The 24,657-nt window shown below is 66.2% G+C and carries 15 protein-coding genes and 1 pseudogene; 14 read left to right on the top strand and 2 right to left on the bottom strand.

Annotation, left to right across the window (positions count from 1 at the left end; translation table 11 throughout):
- Positions 1-180: 180 nt before the first annotated feature.
- From FB390_RS21725 to FB390_RS21670, 13 genes are all read left to right on the top strand, one after another.
- Positions 181-405 (top strand): hypothetical protein, encoded by a 225-nt coding sequence (locus FB390_RS21725; protein ID WP_141810596.1) that lies wholly within the window; start codon positions 181-183, stop codon positions 403-405.
- Entirely contained in the window at positions 402-617 is a 216-nt protein-coding gene (locus FB390_RS21720) for a hypothetical protein (protein ID WP_141810595.1), read from the top strand. The genes FB390_RS21725 and FB390_RS21720 overlap by 4 nt, the downstream gene beginning before the upstream one ends.
- Positions 618-1,014: 397 nt before the next feature.
- Positions 1,015-2,193: a DUF4192 domain-containing protein gene (locus tag FB390_RS21715; protein WP_185757124.1), complete on the top strand. Its 1,179-nt coding sequence runs from the start codon at positions 1,015-1,017 to the stop codon at positions 2,191-2,193.
- 112 nt (positions 2,194-2,305) lie between these two features.
- Positions 2,306-2,806, top strand: a complete 501-nt coding sequence (locus FB390_RS21710; protein ID WP_141810593.1) for a single-stranded DNA-binding protein — start codon at positions 2,306-2,308, stop codon at positions 2,804-2,806.
- A gap of 357 nt (positions 2,807-3,163) precedes the next feature.
- Complete coding sequence (locus tag FB390_RS21705) at positions 3,164-4,756, top strand: hypothetical protein (RefSeq protein WP_141810592.1); 1,593 nt, start codon at positions 3,164-3,166, stop codon at positions 4,754-4,756.
- Positions 4,757-4,863: 107 nt separating this feature from the next.
- On the top strand, positions 4,864-5,235 hold the full coding sequence (locus FB390_RS21700; RefSeq protein ID WP_141810591.1) for a hypothetical protein: 372 nt from the start codon (positions 4,864-4,866) through the stop codon (positions 5,233-5,235).
- Between the two features lie 297 nt (positions 5,236-5,532).
- Positions 5,533-11,382 carry a MobF family relaxase gene (gene mobF / locus FB390_RS21695; RefSeq protein ID WP_185757123.1) on the top strand — a complete coding sequence of 1,950 codons (5,850 nt, stop codon included), beginning with the start codon at positions 5,533-5,535 and terminating at the stop codon, positions 11,380-11,382.
- 432 nt (positions 11,383-11,814) lie between these two features.
- Complete coding sequence (locus tag FB390_RS33640; protein ID WP_185757122.1) at positions 11,815-12,129, top strand: hypothetical protein; 315 nt, start codon at positions 11,815-11,817, stop codon at positions 12,127-12,129.
- Entirely contained in the window at positions 12,117-12,557 is a 441-nt protein-coding gene (locus FB390_RS21690) for a hypothetical protein (protein ID WP_185757121.1), read from the top strand. The genes FB390_RS33640 and FB390_RS21690 overlap by 13 nt, the downstream gene beginning before the upstream one ends.
- A 189-nt stretch (positions 12,558-12,746) precedes the next feature.
- Positions 12,747-14,399 (top strand): hypothetical protein, encoded by a 1,653-nt coding sequence (locus tag FB390_RS21685; RefSeq protein WP_221639338.1) that lies wholly within the window; start codon positions 12,747-12,749, stop codon positions 14,397-14,399.
- 137 nt (positions 14,400-14,536) lie between these two features.
- On the top strand, positions 14,537-15,187 hold the full coding sequence (locus tag FB390_RS21680) for a hypothetical protein (RefSeq protein WP_221639337.1): 651 nt from the start codon (positions 14,537-14,539) through the stop codon (positions 15,185-15,187).
- A 32-nt stretch (positions 15,188-15,219) separates the two neighbouring features.
- Positions 15,220-19,653, top strand: coding sequence for a coiled-coil domain-containing protein (locus FB390_RS21675; RefSeq protein WP_141810587.1), 4,434 nt, complete (start codon positions 15,220-15,222; stop codon positions 19,651-19,653).
- Positions 19,650-20,768, top strand: a complete 1,119-nt coding sequence (locus FB390_RS21670) for a Wadjet anti-phage system protein JetD domain-containing protein (RefSeq protein ID WP_141810586.1) — start codon at positions 19,650-19,652, stop codon at positions 20,766-20,768. Before FB390_RS21675 ends, FB390_RS21670 begins: the two co-directional genes overlap by 4 nt.
- 61 nt (positions 20,769-20,829) lie before the next feature.
- Here the strand turns inward: FB390_RS21670 and FB390_RS34350 are convergent.
- Positions 20,830-20,961, bottom strand: a pseudogene (locus FB390_RS34350) (23S rRNA (adenine(2503)-C(2))-methyltransferase RlmN); the annotation flags it as partial.
- A 764-nt stretch (positions 20,962-21,725) separates the two neighbouring features.
- Between FB390_RS34350 and FB390_RS21665 the strand changes: the two are divergent.
- Positions 21,726-22,991, top strand: coding sequence for a helix-turn-helix domain-containing protein (locus tag FB390_RS21665; RefSeq protein ID WP_141810585.1), 1,266 nt, complete (start codon positions 21,726-21,728; stop codon positions 22,989-22,991).
- On the opposite strand, the gene FB390_RS21660 is transcribed toward FB390_RS21665, so the two are convergent.
- Positions 22,972-24,276, bottom strand: a complete 1,305-nt coding sequence (locus FB390_RS21660; RefSeq protein WP_141810584.1) for a serine hydrolase domain-containing protein — start codon at positions 24,274-24,276, stop codon at positions 22,972-22,974. The two genes, FB390_RS21665 and FB390_RS21660, sit on opposite strands and share 20 nt — an antisense overlap.
- Positions 24,277-24,657 lie beyond the last annotated feature (381 nt).

Genomic DNA, 24,657 nt, shown 5'->3' with positions numbered 1-24,657 from the left:
TCCAACGTCCTCGAACAGCCAGTTTGAGCCGTCCGAGCCAGCGCGCACCCATTCTGCGGATGGGTTCGACCTTGCGCGGTGGCCGCGGTCTCGGTTGGCCACTGCCGGAATTGATTCCGTGCGCCCCCGGCGCACGGCCAGTGTCCGCGTTCGCGCCTTCGATGCAAAGGAGTTCTGCTAATGCCTTCGGTTGACCTGTGGTTCCCCTTGTCGGTCGAGCGCGCCGAGCACGCGATGGCCGCCGCCGAGTACTCCCGCTCGCCCAACACAGACGGCATCGCAGTCGCCGCTGGTGAGGAAATGCGGAGGATGTTCGAGCATCTGCTCACCGCACACCGTCGCACCGACCTAATCCTGCGCGTCGGCCACCGGCACCTCACCGCCGTAGATCGGCGCACCGCATGATCCGCTACAGCACCGATCTGGTCGCCTGGATCGAGGACAACCTGCCCGAACTCGATGAAGACCGCCACCATCCCTGGCAGGCCATCCCGTCGTCTCGCCTTGGCACGGTCACCGCTGGCATCGACCTCCGCATCCACTCCCCCGGCAGGCCCGACCGCACCGCCAGCATCACCCTGTCGGCCGAACCCGTCGACAGCCCCTCAGTGAAGTGACGCGCCCCGCGACGGCCGGTTCTCGCTCCCATCCTGCGCCAAGACCGCCACGGTGACTGGCTACCTCATCGACGAGCACGGCCACTGCTGATTTCTCGAGTTCGGTTTCTAGGCAGGCCGATCTGTGTCGCCCGCCAATATCCGGGTCGGTGCGACTTCCGCCAGTGTTTCTGCGCGAGGGATGTGCATCACCGTCCGACCCAACGGCACCTTCGAAGTCTGGCTCGAGGACGTCCCCGACTGCTGACGCCCGGCTCCCCACGCCCACAACATGGGTCCACGCATCCCTGCTACGGGTCGATGTCCTCTCGCGCGCTTCTCGAGCGGCGAAGCTGAGCTCAACCTCGGCGTCCTCTGTCACGCCCTGGCATCCATTTTGCGAAGGAGGCGAACCCTCGTGTCCGACCACACCCCTGACGATGCGCCACCGCCCGCCGTAGGTGAGTCGACCCCGACTCCTGTTCCTGGGCACGGCGACTGGAGCCCCGTACAGCAGCTGCGGGTGCACGAGCCCGGCGAGTTGATCGCCGCAATGCCCGCGCTGGTCGGGTTCACACCCGAACGATCGCTGGTCGTGGTCCTGCTGCGCAGACCGCAGCCGTCCAACCCCAACTCGGTCATCGGACCAGTCATACGATTCGACCTCGACCAAAACAGGCGTCGCCAACGGGGATTGGCGGCGGCATTAGCCTCTGCGGTCGCACGCATCTGCGCCTCCGAGACGGCAACCGAAGTACTGGCCGTGATCATCGACGACCGCATGCGCGAACCACGCACACGCGGCGGCGCCACGCCGTGGGGCACGCTCGTCGCCGCGTTCGGGCGGCAGCTGGCGCGAAAGGAGGTGACACTCGCCGGTGCATGGGCGGTCTCGGCGATCGAGGCGGGCCAGCGGTGGTGGAGCCTGCTCGACACCGATCACCAAGGAACACTCTCGGACCCGACCACTTCGATGGTGTCCTTCGCGTATGTGCTCAACGGTCGACCGATTCACAGCACCCGCTCGGAGCTGACCAACCTGGTCACCCCGGACAGGGATTCGACGCAGGAAGTGACCGCGCACCTCGAGGACGCGCTGTCGGCTGTGCATGCCCGCTACGTTGCGGCCACCCGAGCCAGCGACCCCGAGAGCTACTACCGGCGAGCGCTCGAACAGGTGCTGTATCAGATCGCAGCTCTCGATTCCGGTGATCTACCCACCGCAGGACAGATAGCCGAACTGGCCGTCGTCTTGCGTGATCGGAGGGTACGCGATGCGTTGCTCGCCCTCGCAGTGGGCGAGCACGCCACTGCGGCCGAACAGTTGTGGGTGACCCTCGTCCGATCGCTGTCAGGCCGCGACCGTGCCGAGGCCGCAGTACTTCTCGGCTACAGCGCCTACGTCCGCGGCGATGGCCCCCTGGCAGGGATCGCCCTGGACGCGGCGCTGGAGACGGACCCCTCGCACTCGATGGCCATCCTGCTCGACACCGCCCTGCGCAGCGGAATGCGCCCGCAAGAGCTTCGGCGACTTGCCGACCACGGGCTCGGTATCGCCGCCGAACTGGGCATCGACCTCGGTCCAATCCACAGGTGACCCACAGACATCCACGCGACCCCCGCTGGTGAGCGCCATCTCACGGCACCGACGACCCGATGATGTGCAACCGATTCCTGTACTCGCCAACAACTCTCGAAGGAGTATGACCATGGCTGGAGATACGACGATCACCGTGATCGGAAACCTGACAGGTGATCCAGAGCTGCGGTATACCCCGAATGGTGTTGCGGTCACCAATTTCACGGTGGCTTCCACGCCAAGGGTTTTCGACCGCACAATCAACGATTGGAAGGACGGCGAGGCGCTGTTCCTGCGCTGCTCGGTGTGGCGAGAGGCCGCAGAGAACCTGGCTGAATCGTTGACCCGCGGCGCGCGGGTAATCGTGTCCGGGCGGCTCAAGCAGCGCAACTGGACCACCGACGACGGTCAGAAACGCAGCACCGTGGAACTCGACGTCGACGAAATCGGGCCCTCGCTGCGCTACGCAACCGCCAAAGTCCACCGCACGACGAAGTCCCCAGCGCGCTCGGCAAAACCAGCGACCGAGACCGAGGGTTCCGCACAACTGGTCGGTGCCGCAGTCGGCGCAAGCCAGGACCCGTGGGCCGGGGGAAGCGGCTGGGGTACTGGCGACGACCCCGAGTTCTGACCTGAGGCGTGTGGTCAGCGGTGGGTGAGGGCTGACCGTCTGGTCGACTGCCCCGCCCCTCTCGAGTGCTACCAGCGCGCGGCCCCGCCACGGCTCCGGGCCCGCGCCCGGACGCCACCGAATTTCCCCTGCGCGACGCCCCAGCCACACGCGCCGATGCGTGCCGTGAGCGCCGGAAATTCGATGCCGCCCGCCTCGGCGCGTTCCCTCCCGCCGCGTCGGGACCCCACCCCGGTCGACCGCACTCAGGCGGGTCAGCCGACCAGCCGCCCAGCCCCGGTGCCGGGGTTCGTGCCGTTGCGCGCGAGCACCCCGGCGCGGGGCTGGCTCGTTTCTACGACACGACAGGACCCGGTGATGACTGCTACGACAACCACTTCGGACGTTGTTGAGATCGAAGCTGTTCCGACTGCTTCACCGTTCGCTGACGCGCTCGGCGAAATCGAGTGCCTGCTCGAAGTCGACCCCGACCGGGCGCGTGAACGGTTCCGCGCCGTGCTCGCGCTGGCCTCCCCGCGGGAGCGCGAGTTTCTCGATCGGGCCGCCGACATCCTGACTCGTAATCCCTACAAGGTCGCTGCCCGCCAGCTCGGGTGGATGGCCAAGAGCCGACCCGAACTGCGCGGCATGGTCACCGATCTCACCGCCGACTCCGACCCCGGGCTGCACCGTCCCGCGATGCCTGATGCCACCGAGGTGCGTATCGACGCGGCCGAGTGGGTTCGCCGCTCGATCCGCGAACGCCGCAACCGTGACCGGCTCACCGCGACCCCCTCGCCTGAGACCGACGCCGCGCGACTCACTCCCGAGGCCATCGCCTACCGCCGCTCACGACGACCTGTTTCCGGGGCGGTGAACCTGCGACACCGCAACCGCGACCGACGCACCGCCCAGCGCCGCCAGTCCAGCGATGCTGAGTTCGCCGCCTACGCCGCCGACCGGCTCTTCGCGATCGAAACCGAACTCGCCCCCGATCGCACTGTGCCCGTGCCGGATCCGCGCAAGCCCGTCCATCTGCTGTGGGCACACGTGCAAGCCGAGCTGTGGGACCGCAGCTACTTCCTCCACGTCGCCGAGAACTTCACCGAACGCGACCGTGACTTGCTCGATCAGAAGTCACCGAAGCGGCGGTTCCCCGACGGCAAGGCCCGACACGGTCGCCACCCCGCCGTCGAGGACGCCAGCCGCGCGTTCCTGCGCGAGCACCACACCGACCCCTCGGACTTCGACGACCATCGCCGTCCGCGGCGCCCCCGCGGCTGGACCAACTTTCCGCCGAAGATCACTCCCACGGACCAGACACGGTTCGCGGCCGCGCGGACCGGGCTCCCGACTCCCAGCGACTACGACCAGTTCCTGCCCTACACCGACCTCGACCTTCCCGAACGCACTTGGCAGGGTTCGGGTTTGGACTACGACCTCGCGGCCATGACCCCTTACCTCGGGTGGCCGTGCGTCAGCTGCTGGATCGACCGGCCCGACACCGACCGACGCGCCATCCACATCCGCGATGGTCGACGCGTCAGCGACGACGGCCTCTGCGATGTCTGCCGCGCCGACGGCCACCCCGGCATCCCGCCCCTGCCCACACCGTGGGGGATGCAGGAGTTCGTCGAGTCCCGCTGTGCCTACATCGCCGCCGCCCAGCCCCAGCAGGTGCGCGCGCTCCTCGACCGCGTGCGCGCCGCCGCCGCGAACACCGGACCGACCTGGCGCATCGTCACCCGCTGGATGGCGATGCATCTCGACAAGCCCGCCGCTGATCGACTCGCACCGCGGCGCGCTGCCTCCCGTCGTCGGCGGCCCGCCGCGCTCGGGGCCGGGCAGCGGATCGGCCGCTGCGACGCCTGCGCCCGTCCCGGCATCGTGCACGCCGACAACTACTGCACCCAGTGCCGCATCGACCTCGGCGTCGTCACCGCGCGCGAACGCGCCACCAGCGCAGCCTGACCCACCCGCTTCACCATCCAACTTCGGTCCGCCGCGGCGACTCGCTCCCGCGGCGGACCGGCCCCCACCCTGATCTCGCCAGGAGGCCCCGCATGCACCGTCCCCCGATGCCTCACGCCCGCCAGGTTCTTCGCGCCCTCCAGCGATGGCTGACACCCGGACCCACGCTGACCGTCACCGTCTTGCTCAACCAGGACTCCGACGCCCTGCTCTCCGGCTACCTCCCGGGCGCGCGACTGGCCCTTGCCTACCACTACACCCTCCCCGCCGCGACCACCGGATCAGATCAGCTTCTACTCGAACGAGTCTTCGCCGCGTTCAACGACCATCCCGTCCATCCCGACGATCAGCACCACGCCGACGCCTGGACGGCGAAGCGACTGCGCTCGCTGTCGGTCGGCGACGTCGTCGCCCTCAATGACCGCTACTACGCCTGCGCGTCGGTGGGCTGGATGTCGATCCCCGCTCCCAGCGTCTGACCGATCCCGATATTGGCCGGACCGGGACCGCGCAGCACGGTCCCGGTCTCTCGCCATCGCCATCACCCCCGAATCCACCTTCCACCCACGCTTTCCAGCCACCGCACTCTCATCGCATCTCCACAACCCAACGCTTCGCCATCCATCAGTCACCCCCTCTCCTCTCGCCCTCCTTTTCACAGACCTCTTGCATCGAGGATAACTTTCCAATAACGACCAGCGTGTTTTACTTTTCAGACGTTCACAGCATCCCAAAATCTCCTTTCCTTCTGCCATTCACCGATGCTTAATGGTGGCGTGACTGCGACGATCCATAAAATCGTGGCAGGGACTGGTTACCTGTATTACCTACGCAGGGTCGCTGCCCACGACGACCCCAGCCGAGGCCGAACGTCGCTGGCCGACTACTACTCTGAGCGTGGCGAAGCCCCCGGACGCTGGCTCGGATCGGGTCTCCCCGCCCTCGGCATCGCTGCTGGTGAGAAAGTCACCGAGGAGCAGATGCGGAATCTGCTCGGTGTCGGTGTGCATCCGAACGCCGATCTGGTCGAAGAACGGGTCTTCGATGAGCAGATTGGAAAGGGCGCGAAGCCAAAAGACGCGCGCCGTTGGGCTCAGGATGCGGCACTGTTGGGAAACCCTTTTCGTATCTATCCCGACGCAACCGACTATCGAAAACGGTGCGGAATGGCGTTCGCCGCGCACAATATCGAGCGCGGTTTCCACGTCGATGCCGAGGTTTCCGAGCAGGATCGGTCGCGTATTCGCACTGATGTCGCGACCGAAATGTTTGACGAGCAGTACGGGCGGGCGCCGTTGGATGAGCGGGAACTGTCGGCGTGGGTGGCGCAGGCGGTGCGCCCGCGAGCGGTCGCGGTGGCGGGGTTCGACATCTGTTTCTCGCCGGTGAAGTCGGTATCGGCGCTGTGGGCGGTCGCACCCAAGCACATCTCGGACAAGATCGAGCTCGCGCATCGGCGTGCGGTGGCCGACGCGATCGCCTGGTTGGAGGCCAACGGCATCTACACGCGGTTGGGGCGCAACGGGATTCGCCAAGTCGAAGTGGATGGCGTGGTGGCGATGGTGTTCGATCACCGCACCAGTCGTGCCGGCGACCCAGCCCTGCATTCCCACGTTCCGATCGCCAACCGGGTGCGGGTGCGGAAGGGTCCGGCGGCAGGCCAGTGGCGCACCGTGGACGGGACCGTGCTGTACCAATCGGTGGTCGCGGTCAGCGAAATCTACAACACCCGCCTCGAGCATCACCTTCTCGACTTGGTCGGGGTGGTATTCGCAGACCGGCCCGGAACCGATCCTCCGATACGCGAAATGGTCGGCGTGCCCGACAGTTTGATTCGCCGTTGGTCGCGTCGCGACGCCGCGATCGTCTCCCGTCTGGATCAGTTGACCACCGATTTCCAGCGCGCGCTGGGCCGCGAACCCACCGCTGGTGAGGTGTTCGAGCTCGCCGAACGCGCCACATTGGCAACCCGTCCGGCCAAACAATTCCAACGCACCCGCGCCGAGGAACGCGCCTTCTGGCGCGCTGAAGCCGTTGACGAACTCGGCAGCCGAGAAGCCCTCGCGGCCATGATCACTTGCGTCCTCAACGCTGCCCGGGTCATGTGCCCGGTGGTGACACCGGCGTGGATTGCGGCAAAAGCCGCCAGTGTGCTCGAGGCGGTATCGGCGCGGCGGTCGACATGGCAACGTCACCATGTCGTCGCCGAGGTGCAGCGGCAGGTCCGCGGCATACTCGGTATCGACGAGTGGGCAAGGGTTTCGCAGGCTGTCGAAGATGCTGTCCTGTCGGCAGAAGATGTGATCGCGTTGGGTGATCCTGACGCGGTGATCGCTCCCGAAATTCGGGAAATGCCTGCGGTTTTCCGGCGTGCCGACAGCATCGGTGTGCACGTCGCGGCGGGGTCGCAGATCTACACCAGCACACACGTGTTGGCAGTAGGTGCGCAGCTGGTGGAGCTGTCGGTTCGCACCGGCGCCCGCACCCTGACCCTCGAGACGGTCGCGGCCGCGATCGACCGCTACACCCGAGCCAACGCCGACCGTCCCCTGCTCGCGGGCCAGATCGCCATCATCGAAGCCTTCGCCACCTCGACGTTGCGGGTCCGGACCGCCGACGCACCCGCCGGTTCCGGCAAGACGACCGCCATGAACGTGCTCACCGACGCCTGGCACGACAGCGGCGGAACGGTCCTCGGCCTGGCCCCCACCGCGTCCGCGGCCGGGGTGCTGAGCGAGTCGATCGGTGCGCGCGCTGAGACCGTCGACCGTCTCCTACACGTCCTCAACGAACACACCCCGCGACCGGACAATCCGGCGCTGCACCGCGAACACCCGCCCGCTCTACCGGAATGGGTCCGCGAAGTCGGGCCCGACACCCTGGTCATTGTCGATGAACATATCTTGCTCTCCGATCGGAAACGTTTGCAGTTGCTGAAGTTTTTCGACGCGGCGGGGTCGACGGTGCGCTGCATCGGTGACGAACACCAACTCCCCGCGATAGAGGCCGGCGGCGCGTATGCCGACATGGCCGACGCCTGCCCCGAACCCGACTTGACGTTGACACATGTGGTCCGGTTCGCCGACGATCTTGAAGCGACGGCGAGTTTGGGTGTGCGTGCGGGTGATCCGGCGGCACTGGGCTGGTACCTCGACCACGGCCGCGTGCACGCCGGGCACCGAGGAACCAGCCTCGATGACACCTACACCGCCTGGCACACCGACCACACCGCCGGGCGCGACACCATCATGCTCGCCGCCACCCGCGAAGCGGTCACCGCGCTCAACACCCGCGCCCGCGCCGACCGACTCGCCCGCACCACCACAGCGCCTGGGCCCGAATGCGTACTCGCCGACGGCTGTCACGCCTCGCTCGGCGACATCATCCGCACCCGCCTCAACAACTCGAAACTCCGCCTCGGCGACCGGGATTGGGTGCGCAACGGCTACACCTGGACCGTCACCGCCGTCCATCCGGACGGCAGTATCACCGCCACCCACCGGCGTTCCGGCCGCGACACCGACCTACACGTCGTGTTGTCTGCGAAGTATGTGGCCGCCCACGTGGACCTCGGCTACGCCGCCACCATCGACTCCGCGCAAGGCATCACCACCGATACCTGTCATGTCGCGCTCACCGGAACCGAATCGCGTCAACAGCTTTACGTCGCTCTCACCCGCGGCCGCTACGCCAACCACCTCTACCTCGCGACGGCCCTGGGCGGCGGTAAAGGCGAGGAATACACGCTCGCCGCCGCATTCCCGCGCACCGCGGTCGAGGCCCTGATCCGCATCCTGGGCCGTGACCGGCGCGCGAAATCGGCCCACACCACCCTGCGCGAAGCGCTCGACCCCCGACGGCGGCTCGGCCGCGCCCTCGACATCTACCTCGACACCATCTCCCTCTACGCCGAACACACCGTCCTACCCGAGACACTCGCCGCGATCGACACCGCCGCCGAAGCCATCCACCTCGGCCTCACCCACGCCCCGGCCTACCCGGTCCTGCGCGGGCACCTCGCCCTGCTCGCGCTCACCGGAACCGACCCCATCACCGCCCTGCGCACCGCGGCGGCCACGCGTGAGTTGGATAGCGCCGATGACCCTGCCGCGGTGCTCGATTGGAGGCTGGACACCTCCGGCGCGCACTCCGGACGCGCCGGTCCCCTGCCCTGGACGCGCGTATTACCCCGCGACCTCGACAACACGAGCCCCGAACTCGCCCACATCACCGCCCGCGGCCACGTCGTCACTGAACTGGCGCAACAGATTTCCGTCGCCGCACGGGCGTGGACGCCGGCCACCGCGCCCGTCTGGGCGCGCCCGTTCCTCGACACCAAGCCAGAACTCTTGGCCGATCTCGCCGTGTGGCGTGCCGCCCTACATGTGCCCGACGACGACCTGAACCCGACCGGCCCACGCCGCTTCCCTGTCCTCGAACGCCACCATCAGCAGCGCCTCGACGAGCGCGTGCGCGCCGCGATCGGCGACCCGAACCGGCCGTCTGCCCGCTGGCAGCCCCTCGCACACAGTATCAACCCCCGCCTCACCAGCGACCCATTCTGGCCATCGATCGCCGAAAAGATCGACACCGCAGCCCGATCCGGCCTACCCATCACCGACATGCTAACCACCGCCGCCCTCGAACGCCCCCTACCCGACGAACTGCCCGCCACCGCGTTATGGGCGCGACTGCACATCGAACCCGCCAGCCTCGACACCACCACGGCGCCGCTGCGCCCCGACTGGACCACACACCTAACCACCGTGCTCGGCGCCGAGAACGCCGAGCATGTCCTCAACGACCCTGCCTGGCCGCGCCTGGTCGCCGCCATCGACACCGCCACCCGCCACGGCTGGAGCCCGACCGAACTCCTCTACACCGCCCACGAACTGCTGCTCACCACCACCGGCCACGACACCCCGCCGCTACGCCCTCACCAACTCGCCACCGCCCTCACCTGGCGCGTCGAAATCCTCACCCGCACCGATCTCCACACCCCAACCCCGCCCGAGGAACCACCCATGCCCGACCCCGCCACCGCCGAACCCGCCCCAGAAAACCCCGAACGCACCTCCACCGACGACCATCAGCACCTTGAAACACCCGCCTCCACCAACACACCAAGGCCCGGCCATGCATCGGCCATCCCGCACCAGGATGTCCTCGGCGAGATCGCGACACTGTTCCGCGACGGACGAATCGCCGATGCGCGCGCACAATTCACTGCCCTGACCACACGACTATCCGACGAACAACGCGACATCCTCACCCGCATCGCCGACACCCTCTACCGCTACCCGTACCCCAACGCGGTCGCACGACTGACCTGGGCCGCCCAATACCGCCACCCCAAACACGCCGACCTCATCCATGCTTGCACCCCAACCGCCGACCCCCGCACCCACCAGCCCGACACTCCAAAGTCGCATCAGCCCGTCCAGCCGCACGCTCGCCGCGTCGACCCCACCCGCCGCCGCGAATCCCGTACCAGCACCGAAATCGGCACCCAACAGCACAGCCAGCACTACTTCGACCACCGCGCTCACGTCGACGAACAGCCCGACCACCTACCGACTGACGGCAGCGGCGCACCTCACCACTACGACACAAAAGCTCGATGGGAAGACCGCCTCGCCGACTCCGACCCGCCCGACTACGACAAGCTCACGGTGCGCCGTGACCGCGCGCTGCCGTGTGTGGAATGCGGAATCGACCGCTCCGCCACTGAGATCCGACCCCCGAAACGCCGCAGCGACGACGGCCTATGCCTCGAATGCCGCGACGACGACAAGCCCGGCATCCCCGATCACGACCCCCGCGACTACATCACCGCCCGCTGCGACCACATCGCATCCATCAATCCGCCCGAGCACGTCACCGCGCTGCTCAAACGCGACTGGCGCACCGCAGTGACCCTGAGCGACCGCATCGCGATCCTCACCTGGATCGACAACCACCCCAAACACCACCCACTACGCCGCCTGACCGACCAGGAACTCACTCAACGCATCAACGAACTCGAGCAACAACTCACCCTCGCATCCACCGACGCCTTCCTCTACACCCCCACCAACCCCGACACCACCGACAACGATGACGCCGTTCGCAAAGCAATCCAAGCCGCTCGCACAGCAGAACGTCGGCGCGACAACGCCGAACACGCCATGAGTGAAGCCGCCGCCGAACTCGACCGACAACAGCGTGCGCTCGACGCCACACCCACACACCATCACCACGAACGCGAACACCTCCAACTAGCCCTCCAAGACACCACCACACGCCACCAACGACTCCTCCGAGCCCGCACCACCGCACGCCAACACGCCCACCACACCCACAAACGAGCTGTCCGCCTCGCCGGACCACCCGAGACCTGGGCAACCGTGCTCCACCAATCCATGCCAATTGCTGCGAGCAACGTCCTCCCGACCGAAGTCGACGACATCGACCACGAGCTCCGCCAACTCCGCGCCGAGCAACAACGCCGTACACAACTCGACCCCACACGCCGCGACCACGAGTCCAGACTCCGCAATCGGCACCAGCCCACCGCGTTCGACACCGAAATCGAGCACGCACCAACCGAAGCTCCCAGCGGCTACGCCATCGACCCGGATCTGTGACCGGGCCCGAGGATCGATCCGCAGGCGGACTCCAACGTCATCCTGCCGGGTACACATGGCTTGCTCATGTGCCGTGCGCTGCACGCGTCGGCAGCGAAACCGCGTCGCTCGAAGGACTCCCGCCGCCGAAATCGGCCCAACGGCTCGGTGTCCAACGTCGTAGTCAAACGCTGCGCACCATCACATCTGTCGAGTTCGGCGGACAAATCCAGACAGGCCGAACCAACGCCGCGCCCAGGCTCCAGCACACCGATAACACGGCGAGCCTCGATGCTCCGGCCGATCCGCCTCGGCGTCGAGCGGTGCACATCGACCCGACTCGACACCAATTCCCCGGGCCCACGATAGTTGGCCATGGTCACAGAAGCGCGTGTGTTACAATAGATTTCGCGATTCACTGCGCGCCGGTTCGCTGCGCCCTACGCTGTGGTGATGGTCGGTGAAACCGCAACTCCCGCCGTAAGCAATCCGCTGTGGATAATCGCCTTGCTGCTCGGGTTGTGTGAACTGGCCCTCGGTGGCGCCACCGGAATGACCGCGGGGTGGATTCAGGGTTTGTTCGCCGTTTTCATGGTGGTGTACACAACCGCGGTCACCGGCGGGTTCTTTTACATGCTGAGCACGCGCGCACAAGTGTTCTACAGCCCCGCGAATACCGAGGCGGGGCCGCGGTCGAGGAATACAGCCGCGCGGTCGCGCGCGCCCGGGTTGTGGCATCGACCACCGACGCCGTCATGGCCCCGGTGACGAGGTCGCTCGAGCGCGAACATGTCTCGCCGGAGGAGGCTTCCGAGATCGTTGCCTCAGCCCGGGCGGAAGTGGATCGCACTGCCGTGTCGGTCGACCTGTCGACCTTGGACGAGAATCTGGGGGTGATCGTGGTCCCGGTATCGGAGCAGTCCCCGGTGTCACACCTACTCGACTCGGTCTACTTCTCCCTGCCCGAAACCGTTCCCTTGCAGTCATACGGACGGTACTGGTTGCTGCGCCGACGCTCGGATGAGACCGAGTTCAAGGATATCGGATCACGTTGGGCAGCAGCCAATGGCTACGGAACCCGTGACGACCGGCACCTGTCGGAAATTGGAATAGTCGGCGGCGACGAATTGGATGCGATCCCGGGACCACGGTTGCGCGCAATACGACGCCTCCGCGCTGCACGCACCCCGGCCTGACCTCAGCCGCTGATCGGTCCTCCCTCTTCCACCTCAACCAGCCTGCTTGGAAGACGTGGCGGTCAGTGAACCTGTGCAGAGCTCGGTCATTAGCCAGCTGAGCACGCGCCGGACTGCGGGTGCGATGGCCAGTTATGCTGAGCGAGCTACGCGATCCGGTGAAAGCTGTCTTCGCAGAAGGGGTTATCTGTGGATGAGGTGGGGGAAGACGCTCGTGCGTCCAGCCACGAGGGCCGACAGCAGACACCGCACAAGCAGACAGAGCACAGCGAGGGGGCCGATTCGGATCAGACGTTGTCGATGTTCGCCGATCCGCAACCTCAGCCCGCGTTCGCGCACGAGCCGCTTATTCGCGGGTTGGGGCCTTCGGCCAGCGCCGATCTCGGGTTGACCCGCCGGCTCAAAGCGCTGGCGTGCACGGCTCCGTTGCACGAGATGGATGTGCACAAGTCCAGGCTCGACTGGGTCGAGGCAACGGTCTATCAGATGGCCGAGATCGCGATACACACCATCGATCAGATCACTCTGGCAATGGATTTCGACACCGGTGCCAAACACGATGAGGTGGTCGAGCGGGTACTGCCGTTCGTGGCTGCCCAAGCTCGCGAGCGTAGCTCGGCCGAGCATCGGCGGGTGGCACGGTGGGTGCTCGAGAAGCTGATCAACGTCGGGATCGTCGATCGTGGCTTTCACCGGGTGTATGGGGAGATCGGGCCCGATGGCTCCTATCAGCGAAAGATGTTCACCTTCCACTTGCTGCGCGAGGTCCCCGGTGCGCGTGGCGGGATCTTTCTGCGTGCTACCGACGAAGCGATCAACGTGCTGGTCGGCGCATTGGATACCGATGTAGAGTCCGCGCAGATCGCCGCCGAAGTCAAACTCGCGAATCTGATCGACCGGGGGCTGCTCGCCGACGCGCGCCTCGAAGCCGAACAGCACCGCTATCGCACCGTCCAGTACGGGGAAAAGTTGCGGCACCGCCTCGAAGCGACCCGGCGTGACGTGCGACTGGTCGACTGGGATGAGGAAATGCCCGCTCTGCTCGACACGGCGCTGGGTCACATCGAGCAGCGCTTCGAGGTCGAGCACAGCATTTTGAGCAATATCGCCCAGACCCGCGACAAGACCGACGACCCAGTCCAGAAGCGTCGTGCCGCGGAACTCGTGGAGATCATGCGCGATTGCTTGAGCCGTCACACCCAGTTGCAGAACCGTCTGCAATCCGCGCGGGGGATGTTCCGCGCCGAGCAGGACCGCCAGCAGTTCGCGGGCCCGCCGCAGCGGTCGGCGATGAATCTGCATCGCCAGCTGCTGGTGCCGGCGCTGGGGTTGTCGGTGGCACAAGCGGCCGCGCCGGTGGCAGCGTTTTTCTCCTCGGCGTCAGGAGTGGGAGTGCCCGATGCGTTGTCGCTGCCGTTGCTGGTGTCGACATTGCTGCGGCCACCGGTCGATGCCCCCGACGACTCGCGCCCGGTCGTTGTGCCTGATCTTGCTGCGCGCGTGGATGATTCACGGTTCACCGATGAGCATTGGCGGCGCAGCGATGAGTTGCTGAACCTGACTGGGCGGGTGCGGAGTTTGACCTCGCTGCTGGCCGAGGCCGCCGATTTCGATGACGATCTGCCGGTGCTGCTCGCGTTGCGGGCCCTGTATGCCCTAGCGCCCGCATTGACGAACGCGCGCCAGCGCCGCGACTCCTTGGTGGTGGTGGCCGTACCGACCGGTGCAGGGTTGGCTGGGCCGGTGGCCCGAATCGAGGGTGATGAATTGCTGCTGACCACAGCGGTATTGACCGAATCCGACGACATCGTCGTCGAGTCCGCGCATGAGGAGATCCGGTGAGCGTCGGCGACAGAATCGATGCCGAGCAGGCCGCGCAACTAGTGGCGTGGGGGTTGCGAGGCAAGCAGGTACCCGCCCGTGACACCGCCTACCGCGACCTCGTGCACCGCTATCGTCACGAGGAGGAGTTCGCGGCGATGGTCGCCGCCGTGGCCGCGGGACTAGGGCTGGTGGTGTTGGAGGTCGATCAGCGCAGCGGGATCGTGCTTGCCGCCGAGGCGGGGTCAGTGTTCGAACTCAAACTCGAGGACTACGCCAGCCCGAGAATGCCCGGGCGCCGCGACACCGAGCGGGTCCTGCACGGTCTGGCGCATCTCGCGATCGCGGCGCTGGCCTTTCCGCGTGCCGATGACCTGGCCAACGACTTCTATCCGGGACGGGTCTCGGTCGAACTGGTCGACACGGTAGTCCGCGAGACCTGCCGGGTGCTCGAACAACGCGCCGAACGCCGCGGCGACCTCTCCGATCCGGGCGCTGATGAGCTCGAGCTGGAGCGGCTGTGGCGGGTGTATGTGCGCCGTCCATCGGTCGCGGAGACCAAGGACGGCCGACACAACGCCGACACCACTCGCGGTGTGGTCCGGCGTGCATTGGGCTGGCTGGCCGATCGCGGGTTGCTGCAGCCGGTCGGGGAGCAATCCGACGAGGTGTTCCGCACCACGGGTCGTTATCAGATCCTTGTGCGGCAGTTGGCTTCTCAGACCGCGCTGGATGAGCTGCTGGCGTTGGGTGTTGTGCCGTCGCTGGATGCGCGGTCACCGTCGCTGCAGCTGCGCACCGACCACTGATCTGTTCGCACGCGACCACGGGAAGCACTGTCATGTATGAACTTTCGCGGGTGCGGCTGTACTCGGTCGGCCCGGTCGGCGCGCGCTACGAAGACGTGCTGCTGAACTTGTCGGGGGCCGGAGAGCCGGTTCGCGAGCAGCAACTGATGCTCGGAGCGCCCGAGCTGCGCCGCCCCTCGCCGGCCACGATCCTGTTCCTCGAGAACGGAGGTGGCAAGTCGGTACTGATCAAACTGATCTTCTCGGTGATGCTGCCGGGCCGCCGTCAGGTGGTCGGCTCTACAAACAGCAAGCTGCTGGAGAACTTCGTGGCGCGCAACGACGTCTCGCACGTGGTCCTTGAGTGGATGCACAGTCGGACCGGTCGGCTGTTGCTGACTGGGAAGGTCTCCGACTGGCGATCTGGCGCCGACACCGACACTCTCGCCGAGCTGTGGTACAGCCTGCGCCCGCATGGCAGCCTCGAGATCACCACGCTGCCTTTTGCCGAGGACGGCCACAATCTCGACGCCGTGGCCTACCGGCGCCGGCTCGAGAACCTCGACGCCGAGGACCCGCACCTGGAACTGGATTCCTACAAGGTCCACAAGGAATGGTCCGACCGGTTGGCGAGCTTGGGTCTTGATACCGAACTGTTCAGCTATCAGCGCGCCATGAACGCCGGCGAAGGCGCCGCCGCCGACGCGTTCACGTTCGCCAGCGATGACGCGTTCGTCGAGTTCCTGCTGCGGGCGGTGCTGCCACAGCAGGAAAGCCGCGACATCGCCGAATCCATCGCTGAGCACGCCAGCAAGCTCGGACAACGCGAGGAGCTCGAACTCGAACGTGTCTTCCTGAGCGAGACGCTCGAGCGCTTGGATCCGCTGGCCCACCAGCACATCCTCACGGTGTCAGCGGCAGCGGCGGCCGCCCGGGCGAGCACACATGTCGAGGCGTTCCTGGCGCAAGTGGCCGCGCGCGCCGATCAGGAAAAACTGCTGCATAACCAGCACGCCGCCGCGATCGAGCACCTCGTCGACCAGGTCGCCGCCAGCGAACACGCGAGCTTCGGCGCCCAAGCCAGACATGGAGCGCTCGTGCACGCGGCGGCCTCGATGAGGCTGCACCAGGCCATCACTGATGAGAAGGCGCTGCGCGCCCGCGCACAGCGGGCCGAGCTCAAAGTGCGCGGCTGGGAGGCGATCCCGGCACTGATCCGCCTCGGCTCCACCGTTGAGAAAGCTACGGCCCTGGCGACGGTGGTGGCCGCGCAGCAGAATCGCGCCCACACCGCGATGAACGCCCGCGACGACGCAGGCGCAGCGCTGGCACGAGCGCTGCTGGTGATCCTGCAGGCCGCCACCGCCGATGCCGAGCGCGAGCAACGAGACGCTGACACCTGTAAGCGTCAGATGCTTGAACAGCGACGGTTGTGGGAGACCGCAGTCGAGGAAGCTGCGACCGAAGACGCCCATGCCACCTCTTTGTCGAACCTGATCGCCGAGGTCGACGCCGAGCTCGAGACGGCACAGACAGACGGGCTCATCGAGTCGAGGACTGGTCTCGACGCGGCAGCCGTAGCGGCGGGCCGGTGCGTCGAAGAACACTCCGGCGCGGTCGAGGCCAGCCAGGCCCGGTTGACCGACCTCGAGACCGAGATCGACCAGGCAGGGGCACAACTACTGGTCGCCAGCACCGAGCTCACCGTCACCAAAGGCCGCCTCGACACTGCCCAGCGGGCCGTACAGCGCGCCCACGACAGTGCCGGTCAGCTCGAAGCCCTCCCCCGCCTGGCCGAACTGCTCGACAGTGACACTGTGGTGCTGGATCTGGATGCCGAGACGCTGCTCGAGCAGCTGTTGAACGCCCTAGATCACAGTGACCGGGCACGCACCGCGATCAAGATCGCCGATGCCGCCGACGAGCCTGCCCGCATCGCTTGGGGCGAAGACCCCGAGGCGCTGTTGACGGCGCCACACGAGCTTCGCGCACTGTGCCAACAACTCGAGCAAGCCCAGATCCTGTGCTGGACCGGCTGGGATCTGCTGGCCGTACGTCCCAACGAGACGGTGCGCCGCGAGATCGTGGGCCGGCTCCCGCATCTGGCTGGCGGGTTGATCCTCAACGACTTGGCCGATCTCGACCGTGCCCGCGAGATCTTGACCGAATCACCTATCCGTCCCAACGGTGTCGTGTTCGTGGCCAGCACACAATCGTTCGACCGAACTGTGGCCGCGCACCTCGATCTGGGCATCGACGCCGAGACCGGATTCGTGGTGCCCCCCAACCCCGCCCTATACGACCCCACGGCGGCAGCGGGTGAACGGGTGCGGTTGCTCGCCGAGCACGCCCTGCGCCTTGGAGAGCTGAGCGGCCTCGATGCCTGCTACCACGCCGACAGCGAGTTGCACGCCCGAATCACAGCGTGGCGCAACGACTATCCTCCCGGGAAGATCCTCGAACTCGACCAGGCCGTGAAGTCCGCAATGTCCGCAGTGTCCGTCGCTAGCATCGCAGTTGAGGCCGCCACTACCGCACAGCAGCAGCTGCGTGCGACCGCTGAGCGGCTGCGCGAGGACCTGCACCGCGCCCGGGGGGACCTTGACGACCTGCGTGAACGTGCACGAGTGCTCAAACACCTGGCCGGGCGGGCCGAGCGGGTCCTGACATGGCAGCGCCAGCGCCAACGACACCTCGACACCGCCGCCACCCGCCGCCGTAAAGCCGCCGAGCTCGCGGTCGATATCGAAAAGCTCGACCTCGCGTGCACAGCGCACAGCGCCAGCGCGGTCGAGCACCGTGCGTTGGCCGAGCGCACCAAAGCCGACATCACCGAAATCCCTGCCCACACCCAGGCTCACGTCGGCGATCCCGTCCCCGATCAGCCGGTGGCGGTGCTGCGCGCCCGGTTGCATCACACCCAACGCGCCCTGGACAAGGCCCAGGTCGGCGATGACCAGCTCAAAGAACTCGACGCCGCCCGCCGGCAGGCCGAAGAAGCCCAGCAGGATTGGGAGGACCTCGCCAACGACGTCCGTGAGACCGCGACAGGGCTGCTCGATTCCGGCGCCGGCGCCGACGCGGCCTCCCGCAGCACCGCGACCACCCGTGCACGTACCGAACTGGCCACTGTCACCGACGAACTCGGGGCTGCGCAGAAACACACCGGCTTCTGTGAGAGCGACCTGAAACGGCTCCCAGCACCGCATCCCCCGCTCGAACCCTCGCGGTATCCGATCAGTCTCGAGCACGCACACCAGCTCATTGACACCGCCGCCGCACAGGTCACGATCGCCGTCCAGGCCCACGACACCAAGATCGCCGAACTCGCCGCCGTTCGGCGTGAGTATGAGGAGGCCCGCGCGGTCGCTGCGGCGTTCGAGTCGATAGTCGAGATGGCCTACGCCGGCAAGGACCGCCCGGTGATCGATCCCGACAGCGTCCAGCCCTACCCCGCCGACGTCGAGCAGGCACGCTCGCGCTACCACGAACTGCGCGGCCACGAGCAGACCGCGCATCAGACAAGCGCGAATGAGGTCGCCGCGCTGGGTCGGCTGGCTGACCGGCTGGCACGGTTCGTCGCCCAGCCGCGCTTCGAATCCCTCGACAGTGCGGTCCGCGTCCAGATTCGCAGCGTTGCGCAGGCGCAGCTGCCTGCGCACGCAGCAGACTGGATCGAGCAACTCACACCACGGGTCAAATCGCTGGCCCAGGACCTCGAGCACGCCAATCGCCACCGCGCCATGATCCTGGGCAACCTGCGCAGCATCGTCGATGTGTCGGTGCGAACATTGCGTGCAGCGCAACGGCTCTCGAAGCTGCCGGACACACTCGAGTCGTGGGCCGGTCATGAGTTCCTGCGGATCGGGTTCACCCCCGCAGAAGGCGAACTGCTCGAATACCATCTCGGGCAGGTACTCGACGACGAGGTACAACGCTATCTGGGCAACGGTAAACGCGATGGCGTCGGCATCGTACTGCGCAGTGTCCGTGCCGCAGTGCCCAAAGGGTTCAAGGTCACAATCCTCAAACCCGATGCGGCGCTGCGCACCGAACGGGTCCGCATCGCGCAGGTCCGAGATGTGTTCTCCGGCGGCCAGCATTTGACCGCGGCGATCATTTTGTACTGCACTCTGGCCGGGCTGCGCGCCAACGAGCAAGGCCGCGTGCACCATCGTCACTCGGGAGTGTTGTTCCTCGACAACCCGATCGGGCGCGCCTCGGCGGGCTATCTGCTAGACCTGCAGCGAGGGGTCGCCGCCGCGCTCGGGGTGCAGCTGGTCTACACCACCGGCTTGTTCGACGCCGAAGCGCTCGGCGGGTTCCCGTTGATCATCCGGCTACGCAATGACGCCGACCTACGCGCCGGACGCAAATACCTCTCCGTCGACGCCCGCATCGAAGCGATTCTCGACGAGTTACCCGACGCCGATGGCGGCGGCATCCTCACCGCCGCCCGCACACTGCTGCCCGAGCGCCACCGATGAGCGGCCGCATCGAGGACCTGGCTGCGCAGCTGTATGAGCAGCTGCTCGCCACCGCCTGCGCGAACGGCTGGCTGAGGACGACCGGCCGCACGGTCGGAATCGACACCGTTCGCACATGCTTCGCCCGCGCATATACCCCGCGCAGCGCAGATCCCGACCGATCGACCATGATCCGCGACTGCCTGCAGGCGCTGGCCGCGCAGAGGCTCATCACGTGCTCGGCCAAGACCGACCAGGAGAAAGTCGCGCTACCACTCAAGGTCACTCTCGCGGCTGTCGCGGCTAAGAAGACCAGCACGGTACCGCCCCAACCACATTGGCACCGCGAACTATTCGACCTGGCCGCAGTGTGGGCCACGGCCGGCAACGCGCGGCGCCAGCGCTACCAAGCCATCAACCGCTGGTTGCTCAGCGACCCCGACCAGATCACGGTGCCGTTTCGGGAGCGGGCCCTCGAAATCTTCGCGACCTACGGCACCGAAACCGACTTCGCGTTCCCCGAGAAGGCCCTCGACGACTGGAAAACCGGGCCGCTGTTCGGCGACCAGGACCGGCTGCTGGCAGTCATGCGCGCCATTCCCAGACCGCCGCCGCTGCTGAGCCATCAACCACTCGACGAGCTGGACGCAGGGCAACTGCGCCGCGTCGGTGACGGCAGTCTGCTCATCGTCGTGGAGAACAGCGCCACCTGGTGGTCAATCGTGGAGAACATGCCGCCGACCCACAATGTCGGGCACGTCGCCTGGGGCCTGGGCGCCAGCTTCATCGCCTCGGTCCGTGCCATCGAAGCCAATCAGGAGATCACCGAAATCCGCTACTTCGGCGACCTCGACAGGAGCGGCCTGTTCATCCCCACCGATGCCGCCGCAAAGGCGCACATCCCGGTCGTTCCCGCGATTGGTCTCTACACCGACTTGTTAGCTATCGGGAAATCCTGGCGCGGCGCTGAAAAGCCGTGCACCGACGCCACCGCTCACGAGCTGACCCGCTGGCTTCCTGCCGAGCACCGTGACGCGGCAGCGGATCTGCTGACCTCGGGCAGACGCATCGCTCAGGAATGGGTCGGCACACGTCATCTCGCCCGCACCCAGAACTGGCACAACGATCTCCGGTAGATGTCATCGACCCGCGCCCCTACCGGACCGCACATCTGCCCGCTCAGCCGAGGCGTACGGGTTAACCTTCGGCGGCAAGTTGCCCACAAGCCGCGGCGCTTTCACGACTCCGAGTGTTGCGGACAGTACGCGGCACCTCTCAAGCGATCACATGACGATAAAACTCGTCCTGCACGCGGCGGGGGCTGGCGTCTCACTTACTTCCGCGGGTGGGATCGAACTCGGCGATGACGGTCCCCCATTTCGGTCGAATCACGAACGTAGAATGCTCCCCCGAGCGGATCTCGATGCCGCATTCCTACATATACGGTTTGACTCGCTTCGAAGCCGAGCACGTAAACGACTCATTCTTCGTAATCCATCCGAGGGACGCGACTTCAGTGAATGCCGTGCCCGTCGCTTCCTCCTCGATGCCGATGACCGAACGGCCGCCGCGGTCGATGCAGGCGGCCATGGCTGGACGCCCTTGGGGAGCCACCCCGAAACGGTCACCGACGTGATCGAGCAGGCCTACCAGGGCACCCGCCGACCCCCCAAAGTCCGCAGCGCCCCGCCATGTCCGATCGGCGGTTCCCCGCGTCGTCCGGCAGTCAGCGCCGCGGCTTGCGCACTGGCCAACCGCTGCAGCCGCGGCTTCACCTAGCGCCGCATTGCCTCATGATTCAGTAGGTGCAATCGCGCGGCACGACCACCAAAGGTTGAGATCAGTTGGGCGAGACTCCTGCTCATCACGTGCCCGGCCACACCCAGAGTCGCGAGTACCGACCCGGCCGCCGCTGCCAAGAACCGCACGTGCCACCTCATCTGCCTGGCTTATCGCGGCTGGGATGTCCTCGACCTTTGCGACAGCAGGCAGCCGTTACCGTGCTGCAACTTGACCGAAGACATAAGGTCCAAGAACCACATGCAGGTGGCGGCAGCCGTGGCGCAAAAGTTCCGAGCCGCCCACGGATACCGATGCCCTTGCCGTGTAGCGATGAGAAGCACCGCTCGCGTTCTCTGGTGTGTCGAGTCCGCCAGGGCAATAATTGCGCCGTGGGACCAGCCACTCGCCGACTCGATCCACGGGATACAGCCGAAGCGTTGTTCGGCGCCGAACTTCGCCGTCGACGGGTCGAAGCTGGGCTATCACTGCGTCAGCTGGCACCGCTGGTTTTGATCAGCCATGACTTGCTGGCAAGGATCGAGAAGGCGCAACGCCGTCCACAGCCTGACGTGGTCGACCGACTTGACCGTGTCCTCGATGCCAGTGGTGAACTCGCGCGGCTCGCAACACCATTCATAAACCTCGCCAGGTGCCCGCTGCGACGTGTTGCGCTCGAGCCAGACTCCGCCGAGTCCACTCTCCGCGAGCTGCTTACGCAAGTGCGCGCAGCGGATCACACGATGGCAGCAGCACAGCTCGAGGAGGTCCTCGCATACGCCGACGCCGCGCAAAAGGCTGTCTCGCGGACGGACCGGGCATGTCGAATGCGGGTACAGCGGCTGATCGCCGAAGCTCACCAACTGTCAGGCTGGATGCTGTTCGATCGCGGTAGCGTCTCACTGGCAGAGAAGGCCTTCGCCACCGCACGACAATCGGCCGAACAGGCAGATGCGTTGGACTTGTTGGCGTTCATCGGCGGACCGAATTCTGCGTTCATGAGCATCTGGTCTGGTGATCCAGCTGGCGGCGCCGAACGCGCCTATGGCGCGCTGGCCTGGGCACGCCGCAGCGGCAACCGACGTTTGGCGGCGTTTGTCTCGACTATGGCTGCTCGCGCCCACGCCAGGATGGGCGAAGCCGAACTGTGCACCCAGATGTTGGTCCAGGCGGAAGCCGAACTGTCCAGGCACCACAAGGACGAACCCGATCCAGTGTGGCTGGAGGTCTTCGACGAGGCAGCGTTGGCCGGGCATCGGGGGTCATGTCTGCTGGATCTCGGCCAGCCAGGCCAAGCCGTTGACTCGCTGCGGGAGCAAGCTTCGGTCAGCGCGCCGATTTTCGTGCGCAATCGAACCATTTGGCTGCTCGAGCAGGGCGAGGCACAGCTGCGCATGGGTCAATTCGAGGCGGCGGCGACATCGGTGGAGCAGGCGATAAACGCTGTGGGTAGTGGGGCGATTACCCCCAGGGTATTGCGGATGTTCCGCTCGATCGGACTGAAATTGAATGGCTGTCCCGATCCTGCGGTGACGACGACCAATGCCCGTTTGGCGCGGTTCATCGCGGCGTGCGCGTGAGTGGATAAGTGGCCCAGTACATTTCAATACCATCGGGCAGCTCATCGACCTCGAGCAGCTCGCCTTGGAGGCGACCCTCCACAGCTCGGAAGCGACCGGGACCCTCTGCACTGAATCGGGTGTCGCTCGCGGAAGGATCGGCGGCCAGACTGGCGTGCAGGCCGTCATGTTCCCAGCGGAACACGATCTCGTCGGCCTCCGACCACCAACGGCCCAGGATCGGTTGGACGTGTTCGGGGCAGCGAACAGCCTGCCATTCGCGAACCGGCTTCGGCGGTTGCGCGGCAATGGCCTGGCACAGCGTTTCGGCCGCGAGATCGGCGGGTTTGATTCCGCGTGTGGCATTGGCCAACACGGCGACGGTTAGTCCGGAACCGCGCTCGAGTGTGAGGGCGGATTGGAAGCCCGGCATCGCGCCGGTGTGTCCGGCGAAAATGTGGTCGCCTCGTCGTTCGAGGATCAACCCCAGACCCCAGCCTCGAGTCCAGTTGGCGGTGTCGACCATGACCTGGAGCGTTTGCATCTGTTCAACAACGGGGATTGGCAGAACGGTAGGTTCGCCACCGGCTAGCGCATGACCCCAGCGCAGGAGATCGCCTGCTGTGGACCACATTTGGCCTCCGACGCCGACGGCGGCTTGGTCCATGACCGGCTCGCGATGCACCATCTCGATGTAAGGATCGAGCCGGTACCCAACGACCGCGTTCGCTGGTTGTTCCCAACTGGTTTGGTTGAGGCCGAGTGGGCTGAGCAAAGTGTGCTCGATCAGGGTTTCGCACGGCTGGTTGGTGACGGACTCGATGATCTGGCCCAGGATCGCGTAGCCAAGATTGGAATAGTGCCACCGCTGTCCCGGTTCAGCCACCGACTCCACACGCGAGAACATCTCGCGAAGATCATGCCCTGACGGTCCGCGCATGGTCTTCCACATATCGGTAGGCGCCTCCCGTTGCAAACCGCTCGTGTGCGACAGCAGCATGCGTAGCGGGAGATGCCCGAATGGTACGGCTGGCAGGTAGCGCGCAACGGGGCTGTCCAGCAGAAGAATGCCACGATCGGCAAGCAGCAGGGCCAGTGCTGCGGTGAACGTTTTGGTGATCGATCCGATCCTGTAGCTGCTGTCGCCGGCCGCCATCACTCTGTTCTCGACGTCGGCGTATCCCGACGATGCCACTGCCCACGGCACTCCGCCAAGGCCGACCGCCACGGTCAAGCTTGGGATCCGCGCGTTCGTCTGGGCCTCGGCCACACGAATTGACAGCTCGGTTTGGAAGTCACTATCCATGCGTCGCCTTCCCTTCGTGACCAGGATCCCACATCCATCGCCGACCGCCTGTGGACAAGATCTTTGTCCACAGCAAAGGGCTTCCGCCTGGTATCGCCGCAGGCCAGGCTGTCATCAGCACTCGGCGCGAGCCGTTCGGTTTCCTTCCGCAGCGCCAGAGCGGCTGGACGGTCCAGCTGCCTGATCGGCCAACCACGACGACGCCAGGTCCGAGAGGCTGGAAGTCCTTTCGCGCCGAGTGCCCAAAACAGGGAGGCCCTCGAATGCACGACACGCCACTGTCACCGTCAATCACAGCGGATCCCCGTGCCAGCTCGGCAACGGCAACGGGGATTGGCGCGTCCGCGACCCCGGAGGTTCTCGCTCCTGCTACTGCGCGGG

The organism is Nocardia bhagyanarayanae (genome assembly GCF_006716565.1).
GTDB lineage: Bacteria > Actinomycetota > Actinomycetes > Mycobacteriales > Mycobacteriaceae > Nocardia > Nocardia bhagyanarayanae.
The sequence above is the reverse complement of the archived record's forward strand: the minus strand, read 5'-3'. Positions and strand labels throughout refer to the sequence as shown.